The organism is Burkholderia sp. APQ4-4ca (assembly GCF_057837105.1).
The window spans coordinates 21774-41897 of sequence record NZ_JBYQCG010000242.1 but is presented as its reverse complement, the minus strand read 5'-3'; the positions used below and the strand labels follow the sequence as shown (position 1 = coordinate 41897).

The following is a 20124-nucleotide window of genomic DNA, read 5'->3' as shown; positions in this document are numbered from 1 at the left end:
ATCTCGCCGGCTCGGTGACGGACCCCGTCGAATACGCGTGCGAACTGAAGTTCGACGGCCTCGCGATTTCGCTGCGCTACGAGCAAGGCGTGTTCGTGCAGGCCGCGACGCGCGGCGACGGGACGACGGGCGAGGACGTGACCGAGAACGTGCGCACGATCCGTTCGATTCCGCTGAAGCTGAAGGGCAAGCACGTGCCGGCGGTGCTCGACGTGCGCGGCGAGGTGCTGATGTTCAAGCGCGATTTCGCACGCCTGAACGAACGCCAGCGCGCGGCCGAGCAGCGCGAATTCGCGAACCCGCGCAACGCGGCGGCCGGCAGCCTGCGCCAGCTCGACTCGAAGATCACCGCGCAGCGGCCGCTGTCGTTCTTCGCGTACGGGATCGGCGTGCTCGACGGGATGCCGATGCCCGACACGCACAGCGCGCTGCTCGACTGGTACGAGGCGTTCGGCCTGCCCGTGAACCGCGAGCGTGCGGTCGTGCACGGCGCCGAAGGGCTGCTCGAGTTCTTCCGCAAGGTCGGCGAGAAGCGCGAGTCGCTGCCGTACGACATCGACGGCGTCGTCTACAAGGTCAACCGGCGTGACGAGCAGGAGCGCCTCGGCTTCGTGTCGCGTGCGCCGCGCTTCGCGCTCGCGCACAAGTTCCCCGCGCAGGAAGCGCTGACGAAGCTCGTCGCGATCGAGGTTCAGGTCGGCCGCACGGGCGCGATCACGCCGGTCGCGCGTCTCGAGCCGGTCTTCGTCGGCGGTGCGACCGTGACCAATGCGACGCTGCACAACGAGGACGAAGTGCGCCGCAAGGACATCCGGATCGGCGACACCGTGATCGTGCGCCGTGCCGGCGACGTGATTCCGGAAGTCGTCGGCGCGCTGCTCGACCGGCGCCCGGCGGACGCGGCCGAATTCGTGATGCCGACCGAATGCCCGGTGTGCGGCTCGAAGATCGAGCGCCTGCCGGACGAGGCGATCGCGCGCTGCACGGGCGGGCTGTTCTGCCCGGCGCAGCGCAAGCAGGCGCTGTGGCATTTCGCGCAGCGCCGCGCGCTCGACATCGACGGCCTCGGCGAGAAGATCATCGACCAGCTCGTCGAGCTGAATCTCGTGCGTACGCCGGCCGACCTGTTCAATCTCGGTTTCGCGACGCTCGCCGAGCTCGACCGGTTCGCCGAGAAGTCCGCGCAGAATCTGCTCGATTCGCTCGAGAAGGCGAAGCACACGACGCTCGCGCGTTTCATCTACGGGCTCGGCATCCGCCATGTCGGCGAATCGACCGCGAAGGATCTCGCGAAGCATTTCGGCTCGCTGACGCCGATCATGGATGCGTCGATCGAGGAACTGCTCGAAGTCAACGACGTCGGGCCGATCGTCGCCGAGTCGATTCACCAGTTCTTCGCGGAAGAGCACAACCGCACGGTGATCGAGCAGTTGCGCGCGCCCGGCAAGGTCACGTGGCCGGAAGGGCCGCCCGCGCCGAAGGCGCCGCAGGGCGTGCTGGCCGGCAAGACGATCGTGCTGACGGGCACGCTGCCGAATCTCACGCGCGACGCGGCGAAGGAGATGCTCGAAGCGGCCGGCGCCAAGGTGGCCGGTTCGGTATCGAAGAAGACGGATTACGTGGTCGCGGGCGCCGAAGCCGGCAGCAAGCTCGCGAAGGCCGAGGAACTCGGCATCCCCGTGCTGGACGAAGACGGCCTGCACCAACTCCTGGAGGGCAATACGCCATGATTCGCGAGATCCTGAAGATGGGCGATCCGCGCCTGCTCGAAATCGCCGAGCCGGTCGAGCGGTTCGATACACCCGAGCTGCACGAGATCGTCGCGGACATGTTCGAGACGATGCATCACGCGAACGGCGCCGGCTTGGCCGCGCCGCAGATCGGCATCGGGCTGCAGATCATCATCTTCGGCTTCGGCAACAACAACCGCTACCCGGATGCGCCGCCGGTGCCCGAGACCGTGCTGATCAACCCGAAGGTCGAGTACCTGCCGCCGGACATCGAAGAGGGCTGGGAAGGCTGCCTGTCGGTGCCGGGCATGCGCGGCGTCGTCAGCCGCTACGCGAAGGTGCGCTACAGCGGCTTCGACCAGTTCGGCCAGAAGATCGATCGCGTCGCCGAGGGGTTCCACGCACGCGTGGTCCAGCACGAATACGATCACCTGATCGGCAAGCTGTATCCGATGCGGATCACCGACTTCACGCGCTTCGGGTTCACCGAGGTGCTGTTCCCGGGGCTCGACCCGGCCGACGACGACTGATCGGCCGCCCTCGCGGGGAAAAGAAAAAGCCCGCTTGAAGCGGGCTCTTTTCATTGCGTGGCGTACGTGGTGCGCTTGCGGTCAGAACGTCTCGTCGGCGGACAGATAGCGCCATTGGCCCTGCGGCAGCGCGCCGAGCATCACGCGGCCCATCCGCACGCGCTTCAGGCCGATTACGTCGAGGCCGACCAGTTCGCACATGCGCCGGATCTGGCGCTTCTTGCCTTCGCGCAGCACGAAGCGCAACTGCTCGCCGTTCTGCCAGCTCACCAGCGCCGGCTTCAGCGCGACGCCGTCGAGCTCGAGGCCGTGGCGCAGCTTCGCGAGCGATTCCGCCGGGAAGTGCTGGTCGATGTCGATCAGGCGTTCGCCGAAGCGCACGCGCACCAGGTATTCCTTGTCGATGTCCGACTGTTCGCCGATCAGCTGCTTCGCGATCACGCCGTTTTGCGTGAGCACGAGCAGGCCGGTGGAGTCGATGTCGAGACGGCCGGCCGGTGCGAGCGCATGCAGGTGCTGCGGGGAGAAGCGCACCGGCGAATGATCGCCGCTCCAGCGGTTCGCGCGCGTGATCAGCACGGCCGCCGGCTCGTAGCCGTCTTCCGCTTGACCCGACACGTAGCCGACCGGCTTGTGCAGCAAGATCGTCACCTGCGCGGCCTGAGCGGCGCTCGCGCGCTCGTCGATCTCGATCTTCTGGTCGGCGCGCACCTTGGTGCCGAGCGTGTCGATGCGTTCGCCGTCGACGAGCACCCAGCCCTTTTCGATCCATTCGTCGGCTTCGCGGCGCGAGCACATGCCGAGTTCGGACATTCGCTTCGACAGGCGCATCAGGCCCGTTTCGTCGCCGTAGTCGACGTCGGCTGCTGCGCGCTTGACGGGTTGCGCGGTCTTCACCGTACCGAACGAACGGCGCTCGCCGTCGCGTGCGGGGCGGGCCGGGCGATCGCCGAAGCTGCGCTTCGCGCCTTCGCCAGAGGGCTTGTCGCGGTAGGACGGGCGCTTGCTGTCGTCGCCACCTGCTGCGCGGCGCGGACGTGCATCGTCATCGTTGCGACGAGCAGGGCGGTCGGACGACGTGCGGCGGTCGCCGAAGCTGCGTTTCGCACCTTCGCCGGCGGGCTTGTCGCGGTAGGACGGGCGCTTGCTGTCGTCACCGGCTGCTGCGCGGCGCGGACGGGCATCGTCATCGTTGCGGCGCGGTGGGCGATCCGACGACGGACGGCGATCGCCGAAGCTGCGCTTCCCGCCTTCGCCGGCGGGCTTGTCGCGGTAGGACGGGCGCTTGCTGTCATCGCCACCTGCTGCGCGGCGCGGAGGGGCATCGTCATCGCTGCGGCGCGGTGGGCGATCCGACGACGGACGGCGGTCGCCGAAGCTGCGCTTCGGGCCTTCGCCGGCGGGCTTGTCGCGGTAGGACGGGCGCTTGCTGTCGTCACCTGCTGCGCGACGCGGCCGTGCATCGTCATCGCTGCGTCGCGGCGGCCGATCCGACGACGTGCGTCGATCGCCGAAACTGCGCTTCGCACCTTCGCCGGCTGCATTGTCGCGATACGGGGCGCGCGTGCCGCGTTCGGCGCTACCGTCACGCGGCGCGCGCTTGGCCGGTGCGCGATCCGCGCCCGGGCGTTCTGCGCCGGCGGCGCCGCGCGGCTTGAACGAGCGCTCGCCGGTGGCGGCGGCCGCCGGCGCCTTCTTCGGACGGGCGGGCTTGTCCCCCGGGGGCGGCGCGGCGGGACGCACCGCCTTGCGGGCGACGAGGCTGCCGGAGCGGACAGGGGCGCGGGTCGGCGACGCCGGCTTCGGATTCTTGACGGTTAATTTGGTGCGCATAAACGCTGGGATTCATTCAGACTGCGATCGCACGCAGCAATTCGGTTTCGAGCTGGATCTGCAGGCGGTTGTCGGACAGGCCGGCGCCCGCGAGCAGGAAGATGTCTTCGACGCGCTCGCCGAGCGTATTGATCCGCGCCGCATGGACGCCGATCCGATGTTCGGCGAGTACGCGCGCGATCGAATAGAGAAGGCCCGGCCGGTCGTTGGCCGACACGGACAGGATGTAGTACTGACCGCGCTCGTCGGCCCGCAAGTCGACGCGCGGCGTGATCGGAAACGTCCGGGACAGCCTCGACAGGCGGCCCTTCGACGGCTCCGGCAGCGTGGCGGTTTCGGCGAGCCGCGTCGCGAGCTGCTGCTCGACGAGATTCGCGATGTCGCGGTAGCGCACGTCGCGTTCGGTCTGCGTGACGATGAAGTTGTCGAGTGCATAGCCGTGCCGCGTCGTGCTGACGCGCGCATCGAGCACCGACAGCCCGTTGCGGTCGAAATACGCGCAGATGCCCGCGAACAGATCGGGGCGGTCCTTCACGTACACGAGCACTTGCAGCGCGTCGCCGATCGGCGACGGCCGCGCGCGGACGATCGCGGTTTCGGCGTTCACGTGCCGGTACAGCACGCGTGTCTGCCACGCGATGTCGGCCGCGTCGTGACGCAGGAAGAAGCCGACGTCGAGCTGATCCCACAACGCGCGGTGCGCATCGTCGGGCACGGTTTCCAGGCGCAGCAGCGCGAGCGCCTGCTCCTGCCGCGACTTCAGTTCCGAATGCGCGTCGGGATTCGCGCCGCCGAGCACCGCGAGCGTGATGCGGTAGAGATCCTCGAGCAGCTTGCCCTTCCACGTGTTCCACACCTTCGGGCTGGTGCCGCGGATATCGGCGACGGTCAGCAGGTAGAGCGCGGTCAGGTACCGTTCGTTACCGACGACTTCGGCGAAACGCTTGATGACTTCGGGGTCGCTCGTATCCTGCTTCTGCGCGACCTGGCTCATCGTCAGGTGATGCTGAACGAGCCATACGATCAGCGCGGCGTCCTCGGCGGCGATCCCGTGCTCGCGGCAGAAGCGCCGCGCGTCGGCCATCCCGAGCGTCGAGTGATCGCCGCCGCGGCCCTTCGCGATGTCGTGGAACAGCGCCGCGACATACAGCACCCACGGGCGCTCGAAATTGCCGATCAGCTGGCTGCAGAACGGATACTCGTGCGCATGCTCGGCCACCGCGAAGCGGCGGATATTGCGCAACACCATCAGGATGTGCTGATCGACCGTATACACGTGGTACAGGTCGTGCTGCATCTGGCCGACGATGCGGCGGAAGTTCAGCAGGTAGCGGCCGAGCACGCTCGTCTGGTTCATCAGCCGGAACGCGTGCGTGATGCCTTCGGGCTGCTGCAGGATCCGCATGAACGTGGCGCGGTTCTGCGGATCGCGGCGCCACGCGTTGTTCATGATTTCGCGCGAGTTGTACAGCGCACGCAGCGTCCGGGCGGACAGGCCCTTCACGCCGCGCGTCGTTTCGTACAGCAGGAACGCTTCGAGGATCGCGTCGGGATGGCGCTCGAACACGCCGTCGTCGACGATCTCGAGCATCCCCTGTTTCTCGACGAAGCGATCGGCCGACAGCACGCGCGTGATGCCGCTCGTCGCGGGGAAGAGCTGCGCCTCGATGTTCTGGATCAGGATCGTCGCGAGCTGCGTGACGGCTTTCGCGGCCCAGTAGTAGCGGCGCATCAGCTGTTCGCTCGCGCGCTTGGCCTGCGTGGGCTGGTAGCCGAAGCTCTCGGCGGCCTGCGTCTGCAGGTCGAACACGAGCATGTCCTGGCGGCGCCCGGCGATCACGTGCAGCCGCGCGCGCAGCGTCTTCAGGAAGCCTTCGTTGCGGCGCAGCTCGCGCGCTTCGCGGTCGGTGATGAGGCCGCGCGTGTCGAGTTCGCGCCAGCTGCTGCCGAAGCCGGCCGCGCGCGCGATCCACAGGATCGTCTGCAGGTCGCGCAGCCCGCCGGGGCTTTCCTTCACGTTCGGTTCGAGGCTGTACGGCGTGTCCTGGCACTTCGCGTGGCGCTGGCGCATCTCGAGCACCTTCGCGGTGAAGAACGCGCGGGCGTCGAGCGCTTCGTGGTAGCGCACGGTGAAGCGCTCGAACAGCGCGGTGCTGCCGACGATGCGGCGCGCTTCCAGCAGTGAGGTCTGCACCGTGACGTCCTGCGACGCCTCCTCGATGCACTGCGCGACCGTCCGCACGCTGCTGCCGATCTCGAGGCCGAGGTCCCACGCCATGCCAATGAAGCGCTCGATGCGCGCGTCGAGCGCCGCGTCGTGCGCATCGGGCAGCAGCACGAGGATGTCGACGTCCGAATAGGGCGCGAGCTCGCCGCGCCCGTAGCCGCCGACGGCGACGAGCGCGAGCGTCGCGGGCAGCCCGCAATCGTCCCACACGCGCTTCAACGCGTCGTCGGTGAGTTTCGACAGCGCGTGCATCAGCGGCGCGACGTTCGCCGCGCGGCGAAAGCGCTCGAGCATCGCCGTCTTGGCGGCCTTGAATTCGGCGCGCCGGGACAGCGCTTCGGGCGAGGGGGCAGCGTGAGCGCTCATGGGCGACCGTTCGGGGGCGGGGTGGGGCGGGCTGGCGCGGCGGCGCTCAGACGGCGGCGGCCGGCTGCGCGAACACGGGGCGCGCCGGCGTGCCGGCCGACACGGTCAGCACTTCGTAGCCGGTTTCGGTGACGAGCACCGTGTGCTCCCACTGCGCGGACAGGCTGCGGTCGCGCGTCTTGACCGTCCACTGGTCGGGCATCGTGCGGATGTCGCGCTTGCCGGCATTGATCATTGGCTCGATCGTGAAGATCATCCCGGCCTTCAGTTCGATGCCGGTGCCCGGGCGGCCGTAGTGGACGACCTGCGGATCCTCGTGGAACACCGTGCCGATGCCGTGGCCGCAGTATTCGCGCACGACGCTGTAGCCCTGCGCTTCCGCGTGCTTCTGGATCGCGTAGCCGATGTCGCCGAGGTGCGCGCCGGGCTTGACCTGGTCGATGCCGAGCCACATGCATTCGTAGGTGGTCTGCACGAGGCGCTTCGCGAGGATCGAACCCTCGCCGACGATGAACATCCGGCTGGTGTCGCCGAAATAGCCGTTCTTGATCACGGTGATGTCGATGTTCAGCGCGTCGCCGTTCTTGATCACCTTCTCGCCGGGAATGCCGTGGCAGATCACGTCGTTGACCGAAATGCAGGTGGCCTTCGGGTACGGCGGATAGCCGGGCGGCTGATAGTTCAGCGGCGCGGGGATCGTGCCTTGCTCGTTGAGCATGAACTCGTGGCAGAGGCGGTCCAGTTCGGCGGTCGTGACGCCGGCGACGACGTGCGGCGTGATGAAGTCGAGCACTTCGCTCGCGAGACGGCAGGCGACGCGCATCTGGGCGATATCGTGTTCGTTTTTGAGCGTAATAGCCATCGAGGTATGCCTGGAATGCGGTGAATTGACGGATTATCGCACCTTATGGCGGGCGTCGCAGCCCCTGCGGGCCGCGCGGATGCGGGTTTTCGAGGATTGTCCGGCCCGCTGCCGCGCGGCAAGCGGAAGTGCCGCGCGACTTGAGAGCCGACAAATCCGCGTGCTATACTCTTTGGCTAAGTCGACATCCAAATTTGCCGTCGTGCCCCATTTTGGGGTGGCATCGCGGTGAAAGGCTTACGGCACGGGCGTTTTGCACGTGCCGAATCGCAAGCCGGCGCAACCAGGGTGCCGTCCGTGCGGAATTCCCGCCTTTCGGGGCAGGTTCGCGCGGCGGTACGGCAGCCGGCTTAAGACCCAACCCTCGTGGAGAATTTACATGGCAGTCACGATGCGCCAAATGCTGGAAGCAGGTGTCCACTTCGGTCACCAGACGCGCTTCTGGAACCCGAAGATGGCTCCGTTCATTTTCGGTCACCGCAACAAGATTCACATCATCAACCTCGAAAAGACGCTGCCGATGTTCACGGACGCACAGAAGTACGTGCGCCAGCTGGCAGCGAACCGCGGCACGATCCTGTTCGTCGGCACGAAGCGCCAGTCGCGTGACACGATCGCCCAGGAAGCGCAACGTGCGGGCATGCCGTACGTCAACGCACGCTGGCTCGGCGGCATGATGACCAACTTCAAGACGCTGAAGGTATCGATCAAGCGCCTGAAGGACATGGAAGCGGCCGTCGAAGCGGGTGAAACCGAGAAGATGAGCAAGAAGGAAGCGCTGCTGTTCGAACGCGAAATCGCCAAGCTGCAGAAGTCGATCGGCGGCGTGAAGGACATGGGCGGCATTCCGGACGCGATCTTCGTCATCGACGTCGGCTACCACAAGATCGCCGTCACGGAAGCGAACAAGCTGGGCGTGCCGGTCATCGCCGTGGTCGACACGAACCACTCGCCGGAAGGTGTGGATTACGTGATCCCGGGTAACGACGACTCGAGCAAGGCAGTCGCGCTGTACGCCGAAGGCGTGGCCGACGCGATCCTCGAAGGCCGTGCGAACGCGGTCAACGAAGTGGTCCAGGCCGCACGCGGCGACGACGAATACGTCGAGGAAAACGCGTAACTGGCCCCGAGCCGGCGCAAAAAGGGGGCTCTCAACAGGCCCCCTTTTTTTAAGCTTGTGCGCCGGACCTGATCGCGCCGAATCGGCGCGGGTCCGGAAACGAATCTCGGCCGTTCGCGTCCAAGCGGGCGGCGTTGTGAATACAGACTCAAGGAGCGAATGATGGCGGCAATTACCGCAAGCATGGTGGCAGAACTGCGCGCGAAGACCGACGCACCGATGATGGAATGCAAGAAGGCGCTGACGGAAGCCGACGGCGATCTGGCCAAGGCTGAAGAACTGCTGCGCGTCAAGCTCGGCAACAAGGCGAGCAAGGCCGCATCGCGCGTGACGGCGGAAGGCGTCGTCGCATCGTTCGTCGGCGGCAACGCAGGCGCGCTGGTCGAGCTGAACTGCGAAACCGACTTCGTCGCGAAGAACGACGACTTCCTCGCGTTCTCGAAGACGGTCGCGGAACTCGTCGCGACGCAGAACCCGGCCGACGTGGCCGCGCTGTCGGCGCTGCCGCTCGAAGGCTCGACCGTCGACGCAGTGCGTCTGGCGCTGATCGGCAAGATCGGCGAGAACGTGTCGATCCGCCGTTTCGTCCGTTTCGAAACCGCGAACAAGATCGCGACGTACCTGCACGGCGCGCGTATCGGCGTGATCGTCGAGTACACGGGCGCGGAAGAGCAGGTCGGCAAGGACGTCGCGATGCACATCGCCGCGATGAAGCCGGTCGCGCTGTCGTCGGCCGACGTGCCGGCGGAACTGATCGAGACGGAACGCCGCGTGGCCGAGCAGAAGGCTGCCGAATCGGGCAAGCCGGCTGAAATCGTCGCGAAGATGGTCGACGGCAGCGTCCAGAAGTACCTGAAGGAAGTGTCGCTGCTGAACCAGACGTTCGTGAAGAACGACAAGCAGACGATCGAGCAGATGCTGAAGGCAGCGAATGCGGCAGTGCAGAAGTTCGCGCTGTTCGTCGTCGGCGAAGGCATCGAGAAGCGCCAGGACGACTTCGCCGCCGAAGTGGCCGCGCAAGTCGCAGCAGCCAAGCAGCAGTAAGCAGTCGGCAGTATCCGCGGCGGGCGTCCGTTCCGCCGCGGCCGGCGGCGCCGCCGGCCGGCCGGGAACCCCGGTCCGGTCGTCGGCGCTTGCCCGAATCAGTATTTCGCCCCTACAGTTCGTGGTTGTCATCCTCTCGTCGCTCGGAAGCCCCTATGTCCAATGCCTATAAACGCGTCCTCCTCAAACTCTCCGGCGAAGCGCTGATGGGCGACGATGCCTTCGGCATCAATCGCGCGACGATCGAACGGATGGTGGCCGATATCGCCGAAGTCGTGCGTCTCGGGACGCAGCTTGCGGTCGTGATCGGTGGCGGTAATATTTTCCGCGGCGTCGCGGGCGGCGCGGCCGGCATGGACCGCGCCACGGCCGACTACATGGGGATGCTCGCGACGATGATGAACGCGCTGGCGCTGCAGGACGCGATGCGCCACGCCGGCATCGAGGCGCGCGTGCAGTCCGCGCTGCGCATGGACCAGGTCGTCGAGCCGTACATCCGGCCCCGTGCGATCCGTCAGCTCGAGGAAGGCCGTGTCGTGATCTTCGCGGCCGGCACCGGCAACCCGTTCTTCACGACGGATACGGCCGCCGCGCTGCGCGGCTCGGAAGTGGGCGCGGAAGTCGTGCTGAAGGCGACCAAGGTCGATGGCGTATATTCTGCCGATCCGAAGAAGGATCCGTCGGCCACGCGCTACACGACGATCAGCTTCGACGAGGCGATCAGCCGCAACCTGCAGGTGATGGACGCAACGGCGTTTGCGCTGTGCCGCGACCAGAAGCTGCCGATTCGCGTGTTTTCGATCAACAAGCCGGGCGCGCTCAAGCGCATCGTGCTGGGCGAGGACGAAGGTACGCTCGTCCACGTGTAAACTCCCGCGGATGCGGGCGAACGGCGCGGGTTGCCGGCCGCGGCGCGCGACATGCGCCGGGCGGGGCTCGCGTTCTTTGAAGGTTTGAAGGTTCGGAGGTTGAAATGAGTGTCGCTGATGTGAAGAAGGGCGTCGAGCAAAAGATGCAGCGCTCGATCGAAGCGTTCAAGAACGATCTGGCCAAGATCCGTACAGGCCGTGCACACACCGGTCTGCTCGATCACGTGCAGGTCGACTACTACGGCTCGATGGTGCCGATCTCGCAGGTCGCGAACCTGACGCTCGTCGACGCGCGCACGATCGGCGTGCAGCCGTGGGAAAAGAACATGGTCGCGAAGGTCGAGAAGGCCATTCGCGAAGCCGATCTGGGCCTGAACCCGGCGACGGCCGGCGACCTGATCCGCGTGCCGATGCCCGCGCTGACGGAAGAGCGCCGCCGCGAGCTGACCAAGGTCGTGAAGAGCGAAGGCGAAACGGCCAAGGTCGCGATTCGCAACCTGCGCCGCGACGCGAACGAAGCGCTCAAGAAGCTCGTGAAGGACAAGGAAATCTCGGAAGACGACGAGCGCCGCGCGAGCGACGACGTGCAGAAGCTGACCGACAAGCACGTTGCCGAAATCGACAAGCTCGTGCAGACCAAGGAAGCCGAGATCATGACGGTCTGACGACCGTCCTCGCGCGCCGCCTTCTTCCCGCAACTGTCTCAACGGCCATGACCTATACCAGCTCTACCGTTCGCGTGCCTGACGTCGGCGTCGTGCCGCGTCACATCGCGATCATCATGGACGGCAACGGCCGTTGGGCGACCGAACGCCGCTTGCCGCGCGTCGCGGGGCACACCCGCGGCGTCGATGCCGTGCGGGCGGTGGTCGAAGGCTGTGCGCGCGCCGGCGTCGAATACCTGACGCTGTTCGCGTTCAGTTCGGAAAACTGGCGCCGGCCGAACGACGAAGTGTCGTTCCTGATGCGGCTGTTCATCACCGCGCTCGAGCGCGAAGTGGGCAAGCTGCACGCGAACGGGATCCGCCTGCGCGTCGTCGGCGATCTCGACCGCTTCGAGCCGCGCATCCGCGAGCTGATTCGCCGCGCCGAAACCAAGACGGCGCGCAATACCCGTCTGACGCTCACCATCGCGGCCAACTACGGCGGCCGGTGGGACATCCTGCAGGCGACGAAGAAACTCGTCGAGCAGGCGGTGCGCGAAGGTCGCGAGGTCGAAGTGACCGAGGACGCCTTCGCGCCGCACCTGGCGATGGCCTACGCGCCGGAACCCGATCTCTTCATCCGCACCGGCGGCGAGCAGCGCGTCAGCAACTTCCTGCTGTGGCAGCTCGCGTACGCCGAATTCTATTTCACCGACAAGTACTGGCCGGATTTCGACGGCGCGGCACTGGCCGACGCCCTGGCGTCGTATACCGAGCGCGAGCGCCGTTTCGGGCGCACGAGTGCGCAGCTCGAACCGCAATCGCAGAACGCTGACTCCCTTTCATGCTGAAAACCCGTGTGATCACGGCGATCGTGATGCTGGCGGTGCTGTTGCCGGTGACGCTGTTCGCGCCGCTCGCCGGATTCGGCGCGCTGATCGGCGTCGTCCTTGTGTTCGCCGCGTGGGAGTGGGCGCGCCTGTTGAAGCTCGGCGGCGCCGCTCCGATCGTCTATGCGGGCGTCGCGGCGCTCGCGCTCGCGGCCACCGCGCCGCTCGGCGTCGATGCGGCTTCGTCCCGTCCCCTTTTTATGGCGGCCGGCGTGTTCTGGCTGCTGGTCGGCCCATTCGCGCTGCGGCGCAAGCCCACGCTGGCGGGCGGCGTCTGGCGGCCGTTCCTGCTGGCCGCCGGCCTCGTCGTGTTCGCCGCCTGCTGGCACGCGCTCGTCGCCGCCCGCGCGCAGGGCGTGCCGTTCGTGCTGTCGCTGCTTCTGGTCGTCTGGCTGGCCGATATCGGCGCATACTTCGCGGGCAAGGCCTTCGGAAAGCGTAAACTGGCCATCACGATCAGCCCCGGCAAGAGCTGGGAAGGCGCGATCGGCGGCTGGTTCGCGGTGATGGTCGTCGGCGGTGTCGCGATGGCCGTGCACGTATTCGAACCGACCCTGTTTTCTGCATTCGCCGCGCGCTACGGGATGCCCGGCGCGTGGGCCGCGCTGACGCTGCTGGTCGCGTACAGCGTGATTGGCGACCTGTTCGAGTCGCTGCTGAAGCGGCAGGCGGGCGTAAAGGATTCGAGCGGATTGCTGCCGGGCCACGGCGGCGTGCTCGATCGTGTCGACGCGCTGCTGCCGGTGCTGCCGCTCGCGATGCTGCTGCTTGGTTAAACCATTATTTCTGTTATGCAAAAACGTCTGACATTGCTCGGTTCCACGGGCTCGATCGGAGACAGCACGCTCGACGTGGTCGCGCGCCATCCCGAGCGCTTCTCCGTCTACGCGCTCACCGCGCACCGCAACGGCGACAAGCTCGTCGAGCAGTGTCTGCGCTTCGCGCCTGAAGTGGCGGTGGTCGGCGATGCCGCGACGGCCGCGCAGGTCGACGCGAAACTGCGCGCGGCGGGCAGCAAGACGGTCGTGCTGCACGGGCCGCAGGCGCTCGTCGACGTGTCGAAGAGCGACGGCTGCGACACGGTGGTCGCGGCGATCGTCGGCGCGGCCGGCCTTGCGCCGAGCCTGGCGGCTGCACGCGCCGGCAAGCGGATCCTGCTCGCGAACAAGGAAGCGCTCGTGATGTCGGGCGCGATCTTCATGGACGCCGTGCGCGACCATGGCGCGATCCTGCTGCCGGTCGACAGCGAACACAACGCGATCTTCCAGTGCATGCCGCGCGACGCGGCCGAGCACGGCGGGATCTCGAAGATCATCCTGACCGCGTCGGGCGGCCCGTTCCGCACGCGTGAACCTGCCACGCTCGTCGACGTGACGCCGGACGAGGCGTGCAAGCATCCGAACTGGGTGATGGGCCGCAAGATCTCGGTCGATTCCGCGACGATGATGAACAAGGGCCTCGAAGTGATCGAGGCGCACTGGATCTTCGGGCTGCCGGGCGACCGGATCGACGTCCTGATCCATCCGCAGAGCGTGATTCATTCGCTCGTGTCGTACCGTGACGGCTCGGTGCTCGCGCAGCTCGGCAACCCCGACATGCGCACGCCGATCGCACACGCACTCGCGTTCCCCGAGCGCGTCGACGCCGGCGTCGACCCGCTCGATCTCGCGCAGATCGCCCAGCTGTCGTTCGAGAAGCCCGATTACGCGCGCTTCCCGTGCCTCGCGCTCGCGCTGAAGGCGCTCGAGGAAGGCGGTATCGCGAGCGCCGCATTGAACGCGGCGAACGAAGTGGCGGTCGAAGCCTTTCTCGAGCGCCGGATCGGCTTCATGGCGATCGCGGCGACGGTCGACGCGGTGCTCGACGCGCTGCCGAACCGCGCGCCCGACGGGCTCGACGACGTCCTTGCGGCCGATGCCGAGGCTCGCCGCCTCGCCGCCGCGATCATTGCGAAAGCGCCTGCGCCCCGCGTGGAGCGTACGGTCTGAATGGGGTGCTCATGAACGTGCTGGTCGAACTGGTCGCGTTTGCGGTGGCGATCGGGGTACTGGTCGTCGTGCATGAGTACGGACACTATCGCGTCGCGCGCTGGTGCGGCGTGAAGGTGCTGCGTTTCTCGATCGGCTTCGGCCAGCCCGTCGCACGCTGGGTCAGCCGCAAGACGGGCACCGAGTGGACGCTGTCCGCGCTGCCGCTCGGCGGCTACGTGAAGATGCTCGACGAGCGCGATCCAGGCCCCGGCGGCATTCCGGCCGACGAGCTCGGCCAGGCATTCAACCGCCAGTCGGTCTACAAGCGCATCGCGATCGTCGCGGCCGGCCCGATTGCGAACTTCCTGCTGGCAATCGCACTGTTTTCCTTCGTATTCGCCACTGGCGTGACCGAGCCGGCCGCGATCGTCGCGTCGCCGGCCGCCGGCACGGCGGCGGCCCGGGCGGGTTTCGACGGCAGCGAGACGGTGGTGTCGATCCGAAACGCGCAGGGCGGCGAGTCCGAGCCGGTGCGGTCGTGGTCGGACCTGCGCTGGAAGCTGCTGGCGGCCGCGTTCGACCATCGCGAGGTCGTGCTCGGCGCGCGCGACGGCAATGCGACGTTCGATTTTCGCGTCGATCTCCGCAACGTTCCCGACAGCCAACTCGACGACGACTTCATGGCCCATCTGGGCTTCGAGGCCGGCGGCGGCACGTTGTCGGTCGCGTCGGTGCAGCCGGGCAGCGCGGCGGAGCAGGCCGGCCTGAAGGTCGGCGACAAGCTGGTCGCGCTCGACGGCAAGCCGATCGGCGGCGCGTCGCGCTTCATCGACGCGGTGAAGCACCATGCGGGCCAGCCGCTCGAGTTGCGGATCGAGCGCAACGGCGCCGCGCAGACGGTGCCGATCGTGCCGCAGAGGCAGCGCGACGACGAATCGGGGCAACAGGTCGGCCGGATCGGCGCGGCGCTGTCGATGCACGCGCCGTCGGTGGACGTGCGCTACGGGCCGATCGAGAGCCTGCGGCTCGGCGCGCACCGCACGTGGGACATTTCCGTGTATTCGCTGAAGATGTTCGGGCGGATGATCACGGGCAACGCGTCGCTGAAGAACCTGTCCGGCCCGGTGACGATCGCCGACTACGCAGGCAAGAGCGCGCGGCTCGGTCCGTCGGCGTTCCTGTCGTTCCTCGCCCTTGTCAGCATTAGCCTTGGCGTCCTGAACTTGTTGCCGATTCCCGTTTTGGACGGGGGGCATCTGTTATATTATGCGGTTGAAGCCGCGACCGGGAAAGCCGTCTCGGAGCGCTGGCAGCTGATTCTGCAAAGAGCCGGGTTGATCTGCATCGTCGCGTTGTCGGCGATCGCGCTGTTCAACGATCTGGCTCGGTTAATCCATTTCTGAAGCGTCAGGCGGCGGCCGCTGGTCAGCCGCCTGATTTGATGCAGCTAAATATTGGGGATGCATGTTGTTCAAACCTCATCGCTTTGTACCTAAGACAGTTGCAGCGGCCGCGCTCGCCGCGCACGGCCTCGCGGCGCATGCAGCGGCACCGTTCGTGGTGCAAGACATCAAGATCGAGGGGCTGCAGCGCGTCGAAGCGGGTTCGGTGTTCGCCTATCTGCCGATCAAGCAGGGCGATACCTTCACGGACGACAAGGCATCCGAAGCAATCCGCGCGTTGTACGCGACGGGCTTTTTCAACGACGTGCGCATCGCCACGCAGGGCAACGTCGTCATCGTGCAGGTGCAGGAGCGTCCGGCCATCGCGTCGATCGACTTCACCGGCACGAAGGAATTCGACAAGGACAACCTGACGAAGGCGCTGCGCGCGGTCGGCTTGGCCGATGGCCGCTACTACGACAAGGCGCTCGTCGACAAGGCGGAGCAGGAGCTCAAGCGCCAGTACCTGACGCGCGGCTTCTATGCGGCCGAGGTCAAGACGACGATCACGCCGGTCGACGCGAACCGCGTGTCGATCCTGTTCGCGGTGGCCGAAGGCCCGAGCGCGAAGATCCGCCAGATCAACTTCATCGGCAACAAGGCGTTCAGCACCAGCACGCTGCGCGACGAGATGCAGCTGTCGACGCCGAACTGGTTCTCCTGGTACACGAAGAACGACCTGTACTCGAAGGAAAAGCTCACGGGCGACCTCGAGGCCGTGCGCTCGTACTACCTGAACCGCGGCTACCTCGAGTTCAACATCGAGTCGACCCAGGTGTCGATCTCGCCGGACAAGAAGGACATGTACCTGACGGTCACGCTGCACGAAGGCGAACCGTACACGGTGTCGGGCATCAAGCTGTCGGGCAACCTGCTCGATCGCGAGGCCGAGCTCAACAAGCTGATCAAGATCAAGCCGGGCGACCGCTTCTCGGCGGAAAAGCTGCAGCAGACCACCAAGTCGATCGTCGACAAGCTCGGCGAATACGGCTACGCATTCGCGACCGTCAACGCGCAGCCGGACATCGACCAGGCGAACCACAAGGTTAACCTGAACCTCGTCGTCGATCCGAGCCGCCGCGTGTACGTGCGCCGCATCAACGTGGTCGGCAACACGCGCACGCGCGACGAAGTGGTGCGCCGCGAAATGCGCCAGCTCGAAAGCTCGTGGTTCGACTCGAACCGCCTCGCGCTGTCGAAGGACCGCGTGAACCGCCTCGGCTACTTCACCAACGTCGACGTGACGACGGTGCCGGTGGAAGGCACGAACGACCAGGTCGACGTGAACGTGAAGGTCGACGAAAAGCCGACCGGCGCGATCACGCTGGGCGCCGGCTTCTCGTCGACGGACAAGGTCGTGCTGTCGGCCGGCGTGTCGCAGGACAACGTGTTCGGTTCGGGCACGAGCCTGTCGGTGAACGTCAACACCGCGAAGAGCTACCGCACGCTGACCGTCACGCAGGTCGACCCGTACTTCACGGTCGACGGCATCAAGCGGATCACCGACGTCTTCTATCGCACGTACCAGCCGCTCTACTATTCGACGAGCTCGAGCTTCCGGATCATCAGCGCGGGCGGCAACCTGAAGTTCGGCATTCCGTTCTCGGAAGTCGACACCGTCTACTTCGGCGCGGGCTTCGAGCAGAACCGCCTCGACGTCGATTCGAACACGCCGCAGAGCTACCAGGATTACGTGAACGAGTTCGGCCGCGTGTCGAACACGGTGCCGCTGACGGTCGCATGGTCGCGCGACGCGCGTGACAGCGCGCTGATTCCGAGCCGCGGCTACTTCACGCAGGCGAACATGGAGTACGGCGTGCCGGTCGGCAAGATCCAGTACTACAAGGCCGACCTGCAGGCGCAGTACTACTATTCGTTCTCGCGCGGCTTCATCCTGGGCCTGAACCTGCAAGGCGGCTACGGTAACGGTATCGGCAACCCGTACCCGATCTTCAAGAACTACTACGCGGGCGGTATCGGCTCGGTGCGAGGCTACGAGCCGAGCTCGCTGGGCCCGCGCGACACGAAGACGAACGACCCGATCGGCGGTTCGAAGATGCTGGTCGGCAACATCGAGCTGACGTTCCCGCTGCCGGGCACCGGCTACGACCGCACGCTGCGCGTGTTCACGTTCCTCGACGGCGGTAACGTGTGGGGCAACGCGCCGGGCGGCACGAGTACGGGCGCCAACGGCCTGCGCTACGGCTACGGCGTGGGTCTCGCGTGGATCTCGCCGATCGGCCCGCTGAAGCTGAGCCTCGGCTTCCCGCTGCAGAAGCACGAAGGCGACCAGTACCAGAAATTCCAGTTCCAGATCGGGACGGCGTTCTGACCGAACGCATGACAACAGCAACGAGAGGGTAATTTTGCTAACCGGTAAGTTTTCGAAACGAGTGATGTGCGCGCTAACCGTTGCGCTGGCCTTGGGCGCGGCAACGGTGCACGCACAGGACGTCGCCCGCATCGCGGCGGTCAATTCGGATCGGATCCTGCGCGAGTCGGCACCCGCGAAGGCGGCGCAGACGAAGCTCGAAGCCGAGTTCGCGAAGCGTGACAAGGATCTGCAGGACCTGGCGGCACGCCTGAAGTCGATGTCCGATTCGCTGGACAAGAACGGCACGTCGCTGTCGGCGGCCGATCGCGCGCAAAAGCAGCGCGATCTCGCGCAGCTCGACACCGACTTCCAGCGCAAGCAGCGCGAGTTCCGCGAAGACCTGAACCAGCGTCGCAACGAAGAGCTGGCAGCCGTGCTGGAAAAGGCGAACAAGGTCATCAAGCAGATCGCCGAGCAGCAGAATTACGACCTGATCGTGCAGGAAGCCGTGTACGTCAGCCCGCGCATCGACATCACCGACAAGGTGCTCAAGGCGCTCGCGTCCGGCTCGACGAACTGAACGGAGCAGACGACGAATGGCATTGACGCTTGAGGCACTCGTAACGCGGTTCGGCGGCGAGATCGCCGGCGATGCACAGTGCACGGTCGGCGGCCTCGCGCCGCTCGACCAGGCAGGCCCTCAGCAACTCGCGTTTCTCGCGAACCCGAAGTACCTGTCGCAGGTCGAGACGACCCGCGCCGGCGCGGTGCTGATCGCGCCGAAGGATCTGGAAAAGCTGGGCGCGGCCGCGAAAGGTCGCAATTTCATCGTGACGCCGAATCCGTACGCGTACTTCGCGCGCGTCGCGCAGATGTTCATCGATCTCGCCACGCCGCCGCGCGCGGCCGGCGTGCATCCGAGCGCGACGATCGATCCGGCCGCGCAGGTCGCCGCGACCGCGGTGATCGGCCCGCACGTGACGATCGAGGCCGGCGCGGTGATCGAAGACGGCGTGCAGCTCGACCCGAACGTATTCGTCGGCCGCGGCACGACGATCGGCGCCGGCTCGCATTTCTATCCGAACGCATCGGTGTACCACGGCTGCAAGATCGGCCCGCGCGCGATCGTCCATTCGGGCGCCGTGATCGGCTCCGACGGCTTCGGCTTCGCACCGGATTTCGTCGGCGACGGCGACGCGCGCACCGGCAGCTGGGTCAAGATCCCGCAGGTCGGCGGCGTGACGATCGGCCCGGACGTCGAAATCGGCGCGAACACGACGATCGACCGCGGCGCGATGGCGGATACCGTCATCGAGGAGTGCGTGAAGATCGACAACCAGGTGCAGATCGGTCACAACTGCCGGATCGGCGCGTACACGGTGATCGCCGGCAGCGCCGGCATCGCGGGCAGCACGACGATCGGCCGCCATTGCATGATCGGCGGCGCGGCAGGGATCGCCGGCCACGTGACGCTCGGCGACTATGTGATCATCACCGCGAAGTCGGGCGTATCGAAGTCGCTGCCGAAGGCCGGCATCTATACCAGCGCGTTCCCGGCCGTCGACCACGGCGAATGGAACAAGAGCGCCGCGCTCGTGCGCAATCTCGACAAGCTGCGCGAGCGCATCAAGGCGCTCGAAGCCGCGCTCGCCGCCCAGGGCGGCGCGGGCGCCTGAGCCCATCATGCGAGACCACGAACCGGGCACGGCCAGCGCAACCGGCCCGGTTTGCCAGACTGGGCCGCGCGGCGGCCCGCTTCAGCCTTTGCATCACCACCGCGCAGCCTCTGCGTGAGACGAACCATCATGAGCACTGAAAAAATCAATCTCGACATCCACAAGATCCTCACGCTGCTGCCGCATCGCTACCCGATTCTGCTCGTCGACCGCGTGCTCGAACTCGAACCGCACAAAGGGATCAAAGCGCTGAAGAACGTGTCGATCAACGAGCCGTTCTTCCAGGGGCACTTCCCGAAGCGGCCGGTGATGCCGGGCGTGCTGATTCTCGAGGCGCTCGCGCAGGCCGCGGCGCTGCTGACGTTCGCGGAAGAGCAGCCGAAGGATCCGGAGAACACGCTGTATTACTTCGTCGGGATCGACGGCGCGCGCTTCAAGCGTGTGGTCGAACCGGGCGACCAGCTGATCCTGAACGTGACGTTCGAGCGCTACATCCGCGGCATCTGGAAGTTCAAGGCGGTGGCCGAAGTGGACGGCAAGGTGGCGGCGGAAGCCGAGCTGATGTGCACGGTCAAGACGGCCGACGCGGCGCCCTGAGCGACGCGGC

General features: G+C 66.5%; 17 protein-coding genes. 14 read left to right on the top strand and 3 right to left on the bottom strand.

All coding sequences use genetic code 11. From position 1 onward, the window contains the following. The coding region (gene ligA / locus AC3IFE_RS31660) for an NAD-dependent DNA ligase LigA (protein ID WP_489194233.1) at positions 1-1730 on the top strand (1730 nt) is incomplete at its 5' end. Next, positions 1727-2260, top strand: coding sequence for a peptide deformylase (def, locus tag AC3IFE_RS31655; RefSeq protein ID WP_089467734.1), 534 nt, complete (start codon positions 1727-1729; stop codon positions 2258-2260). The genes ligA and def, both read left to right, overlap by 4 nt. An 81-nt stretch (positions 2261-2341) precedes the next feature. On the opposite strand, the gene AC3IFE_RS31650 is transcribed toward def, so the two are convergent. The 3 genes from AC3IFE_RS31650 to map are packed head-to-tail and all read right to left on the bottom strand — an operon-like array spanning position 2342 to position 7548. After that, a complete protein-coding gene (locus AC3IFE_RS31650) occupies positions 2342-4093 on the bottom strand; it encodes a pseudouridine synthase (protein ID WP_489194231.1) in 1752 nt (583 codons plus the stop codon). Between the two features lie 16 nt (positions 4094-4109). Then, the gene (locus AC3IFE_RS31645; protein ID WP_089467732.1) at positions 4110-6686 is read right to left on the bottom strand and encodes a [protein-PII] uridylyltransferase; all 2577 of its coding nucleotides are present in this window, start codon (positions 6684-6686) and stop codon (positions 4110-4112) included. 46 nt (positions 6687-6732) lie between these two features. Continuing rightward, positions 6733-7548, bottom strand: coding sequence for a type I methionyl aminopeptidase (map, locus tag AC3IFE_RS31640; RefSeq protein ID WP_050012902.1), 816 nt, complete (start codon positions 7546-7548; stop codon positions 6733-6735). Positions 7549-7927: 379 nt separating this feature from the next. Here map and rpsB point away from each other — a divergent pair, with 379 nt between their 5' ends. The 12 genes from rpsB to fabZ all read left to right on the top strand — a co-directional run bounded on the left by rpsB (position 7928) and on the right by fabZ (position 20114). Further along, positions 7928-8668 (top strand): 30S ribosomal protein S2, encoded by a 741-nt coding sequence (gene rpsB / locus AC3IFE_RS31635; protein ID WP_069617666.1) that lies wholly within the window; start codon positions 7928-7930, stop codon positions 8666-8668. A gap of 162 nt (positions 8669-8830) precedes the next feature. After that, the gene (gene tsf / locus AC3IFE_RS31630; RefSeq protein ID WP_021159104.1) at positions 8831-9712 is read left to right on the top strand and encodes a translation elongation factor Ts; all 882 of its coding nucleotides are present in this window, start codon (positions 8831-8833) and stop codon (positions 9710-9712) included. A 155-nt stretch (positions 9713-9867) separates the two neighbouring features. Continuing rightward, entirely contained in the window at positions 9868-10581 is a 714-nt protein-coding gene (pyrH, locus tag AC3IFE_RS31625; RefSeq protein ID WP_006402648.1) for a UMP kinase, read from the top strand. Positions 10582-10685: 104 nt separating this feature from the next. Beyond that, positions 10686-11246 (top strand): ribosome recycling factor, encoded by a 561-nt coding sequence (gene frr, locus AC3IFE_RS31620; protein ID WP_089467731.1) that lies wholly within the window; start codon positions 10686-10688, stop codon positions 11244-11246. A gap of 47 nt (positions 11247-11293) precedes the next feature. Further along, positions 11294-12076, top strand: coding sequence for a polyprenyl diphosphate synthase (uppS, locus tag AC3IFE_RS31615; protein ID WP_034188847.1), 783 nt, complete (start codon positions 11294-11296; stop codon positions 12074-12076). After that, complete coding sequence (locus AC3IFE_RS31610) at positions 12070-12891, top strand: phosphatidate cytidylyltransferase (RefSeq protein WP_489194224.1); 822 nt, start codon at positions 12070-12072, stop codon at positions 12889-12891. Before uppS ends, AC3IFE_RS31610 begins: the two co-directional genes overlap by 7 nt. A 15-nt stretch (positions 12892-12906) precedes the next feature. Next, entirely contained in the window at positions 12907-14103 is a 1197-nt protein-coding gene (locus tag AC3IFE_RS31605) for a 1-deoxy-D-xylulose-5-phosphate reductoisomerase (RefSeq protein WP_089467728.1), read from the top strand. A gap of 11 nt (positions 14104-14114) precedes the next feature. Then, complete coding sequence (gene rseP, locus AC3IFE_RS31600) at positions 14115-15488, top strand: RIP metalloprotease RseP (protein ID WP_489194221.1); 1374 nt, start codon at positions 14115-14117, stop codon at positions 15486-15488. A 61-nt stretch (positions 15489-15549) separates the two neighbouring features. After that, positions 15550-17859, top strand: a complete 2310-nt coding sequence (gene bamA / locus AC3IFE_RS31595; RefSeq protein WP_006478499.1) for an outer membrane protein assembly factor BamA — start codon at positions 15550-15552, stop codon at positions 17857-17859. A 64-nt stretch (positions 17860-17923) separates the two neighbouring features. Next, entirely contained in the window at positions 17924-18421 is a 498-nt protein-coding gene (locus AC3IFE_RS31590) for an OmpH/Skp family outer membrane protein (RefSeq protein WP_069256978.1), read from the top strand. Between the two features lie 16 nt (positions 18422-18437). After that, positions 18438-19517 carry a UDP-3-O-(3-hydroxymyristoyl)glucosamine N-acyltransferase gene (gene lpxD / locus AC3IFE_RS31585; RefSeq protein ID WP_489194218.1) on the top strand — a complete coding sequence of 360 codons (1080 nt, stop codon included), beginning with the start codon at positions 18438-18440 and terminating at the stop codon, positions 19515-19517. Between the two features lie 129 nt (positions 19518-19646). Continuing rightward, the gene (gene fabZ / locus AC3IFE_RS31580; RefSeq protein WP_006495559.1) at positions 19647-20114 is read left to right on the top strand and encodes a 3-hydroxyacyl-ACP dehydratase FabZ; all 468 of its coding nucleotides are present in this window, start codon (positions 19647-19649) and stop codon (positions 20112-20114) included. Positions 20115-20124 lie beyond the last annotated feature (10 nt).

Coding starts and splice junctions, on each gene's coding strand:
- def (WP_089467734.1), top strand. CDS start 1,727: ATGATTCGCGAGATCCTGAAGATGGGCGATCCGCGCCTGCTCGAAATC.
- AC3IFE_RS31650 (WP_489194231.1), bottom strand. CDS start 4,093: ATGCGCACCAAATTAACCGTCAAGAATCCGAAGCCGGCGTCGCCGACC.
- AC3IFE_RS31645 (WP_089467732.1), bottom strand. CDS start 6,686: ATGAGCGCTCACGCTGCCCCCTCGCCCGAAGCGCTGTCCCGGCGCGCC.
- map (WP_050012902.1), bottom strand. CDS start 7,548: ATGGCTATTACGCTCAAAAACGAACACGATATCGCCCAGATGCGCGTC.
- rpsB (WP_069617666.1), top strand. CDS start 7,928: ATGGCAGTCACGATGCGCCAAATGCTGGAAGCAGGTGTCCACTTCGGT.
- tsf (WP_021159104.1), top strand. CDS start 8,831: ATGGCGGCAATTACCGCAAGCATGGTGGCAGAACTGCGCGCGAAGACC.
- pyrH (WP_006402648.1), top strand. CDS start 9,868: ATGTCCAATGCCTATAAACGCGTCCTCCTCAAACTCTCCGGCGAAGCG.
- frr (WP_089467731.1), top strand. CDS start 10,686: ATGAGTGTCGCTGATGTGAAGAAGGGCGTCGAGCAAAAGATGCAGCGC.
- uppS (WP_034188847.1), top strand. CDS start 11,294: ATGACCTATACCAGCTCTACCGTTCGCGTGCCTGACGTCGGCGTCGTG.
- AC3IFE_RS31610 (WP_489194224.1), top strand. CDS start 12,070: ATGCTGAAAACCCGTGTGATCACGGCGATCGTGATGCTGGCGGTGCTG.
- AC3IFE_RS31605 (WP_089467728.1), top strand. CDS start 12,907: ATGCAAAAACGTCTGACATTGCTCGGTTCCACGGGCTCGATCGGAGAC.
- rseP (WP_489194221.1), top strand. CDS start 14,115: ATGAACGTGCTGGTCGAACTGGTCGCGTTTGCGGTGGCGATCGGGGTA.
- bamA (WP_006478499.1), top strand. CDS start 15,550: ATGTTGTTCAAACCTCATCGCTTTGTACCTAAGACAGTTGCAGCGGCC.
- AC3IFE_RS31590 (WP_069256978.1), top strand. CDS start 17,924: ATGTGCGCGCTAACCGTTGCGCTGGCCTTGGGCGCGGCAACGGTGCAC.
- lpxD (WP_489194218.1), top strand. CDS start 18,438: ATGGCATTGACGCTTGAGGCACTCGTAACGCGGTTCGGCGGCGAGATC.
- fabZ (WP_006495559.1), top strand. CDS start 19,647: ATGAGCACTGAAAAAATCAATCTCGACATCCACAAGATCCTCACGCTG.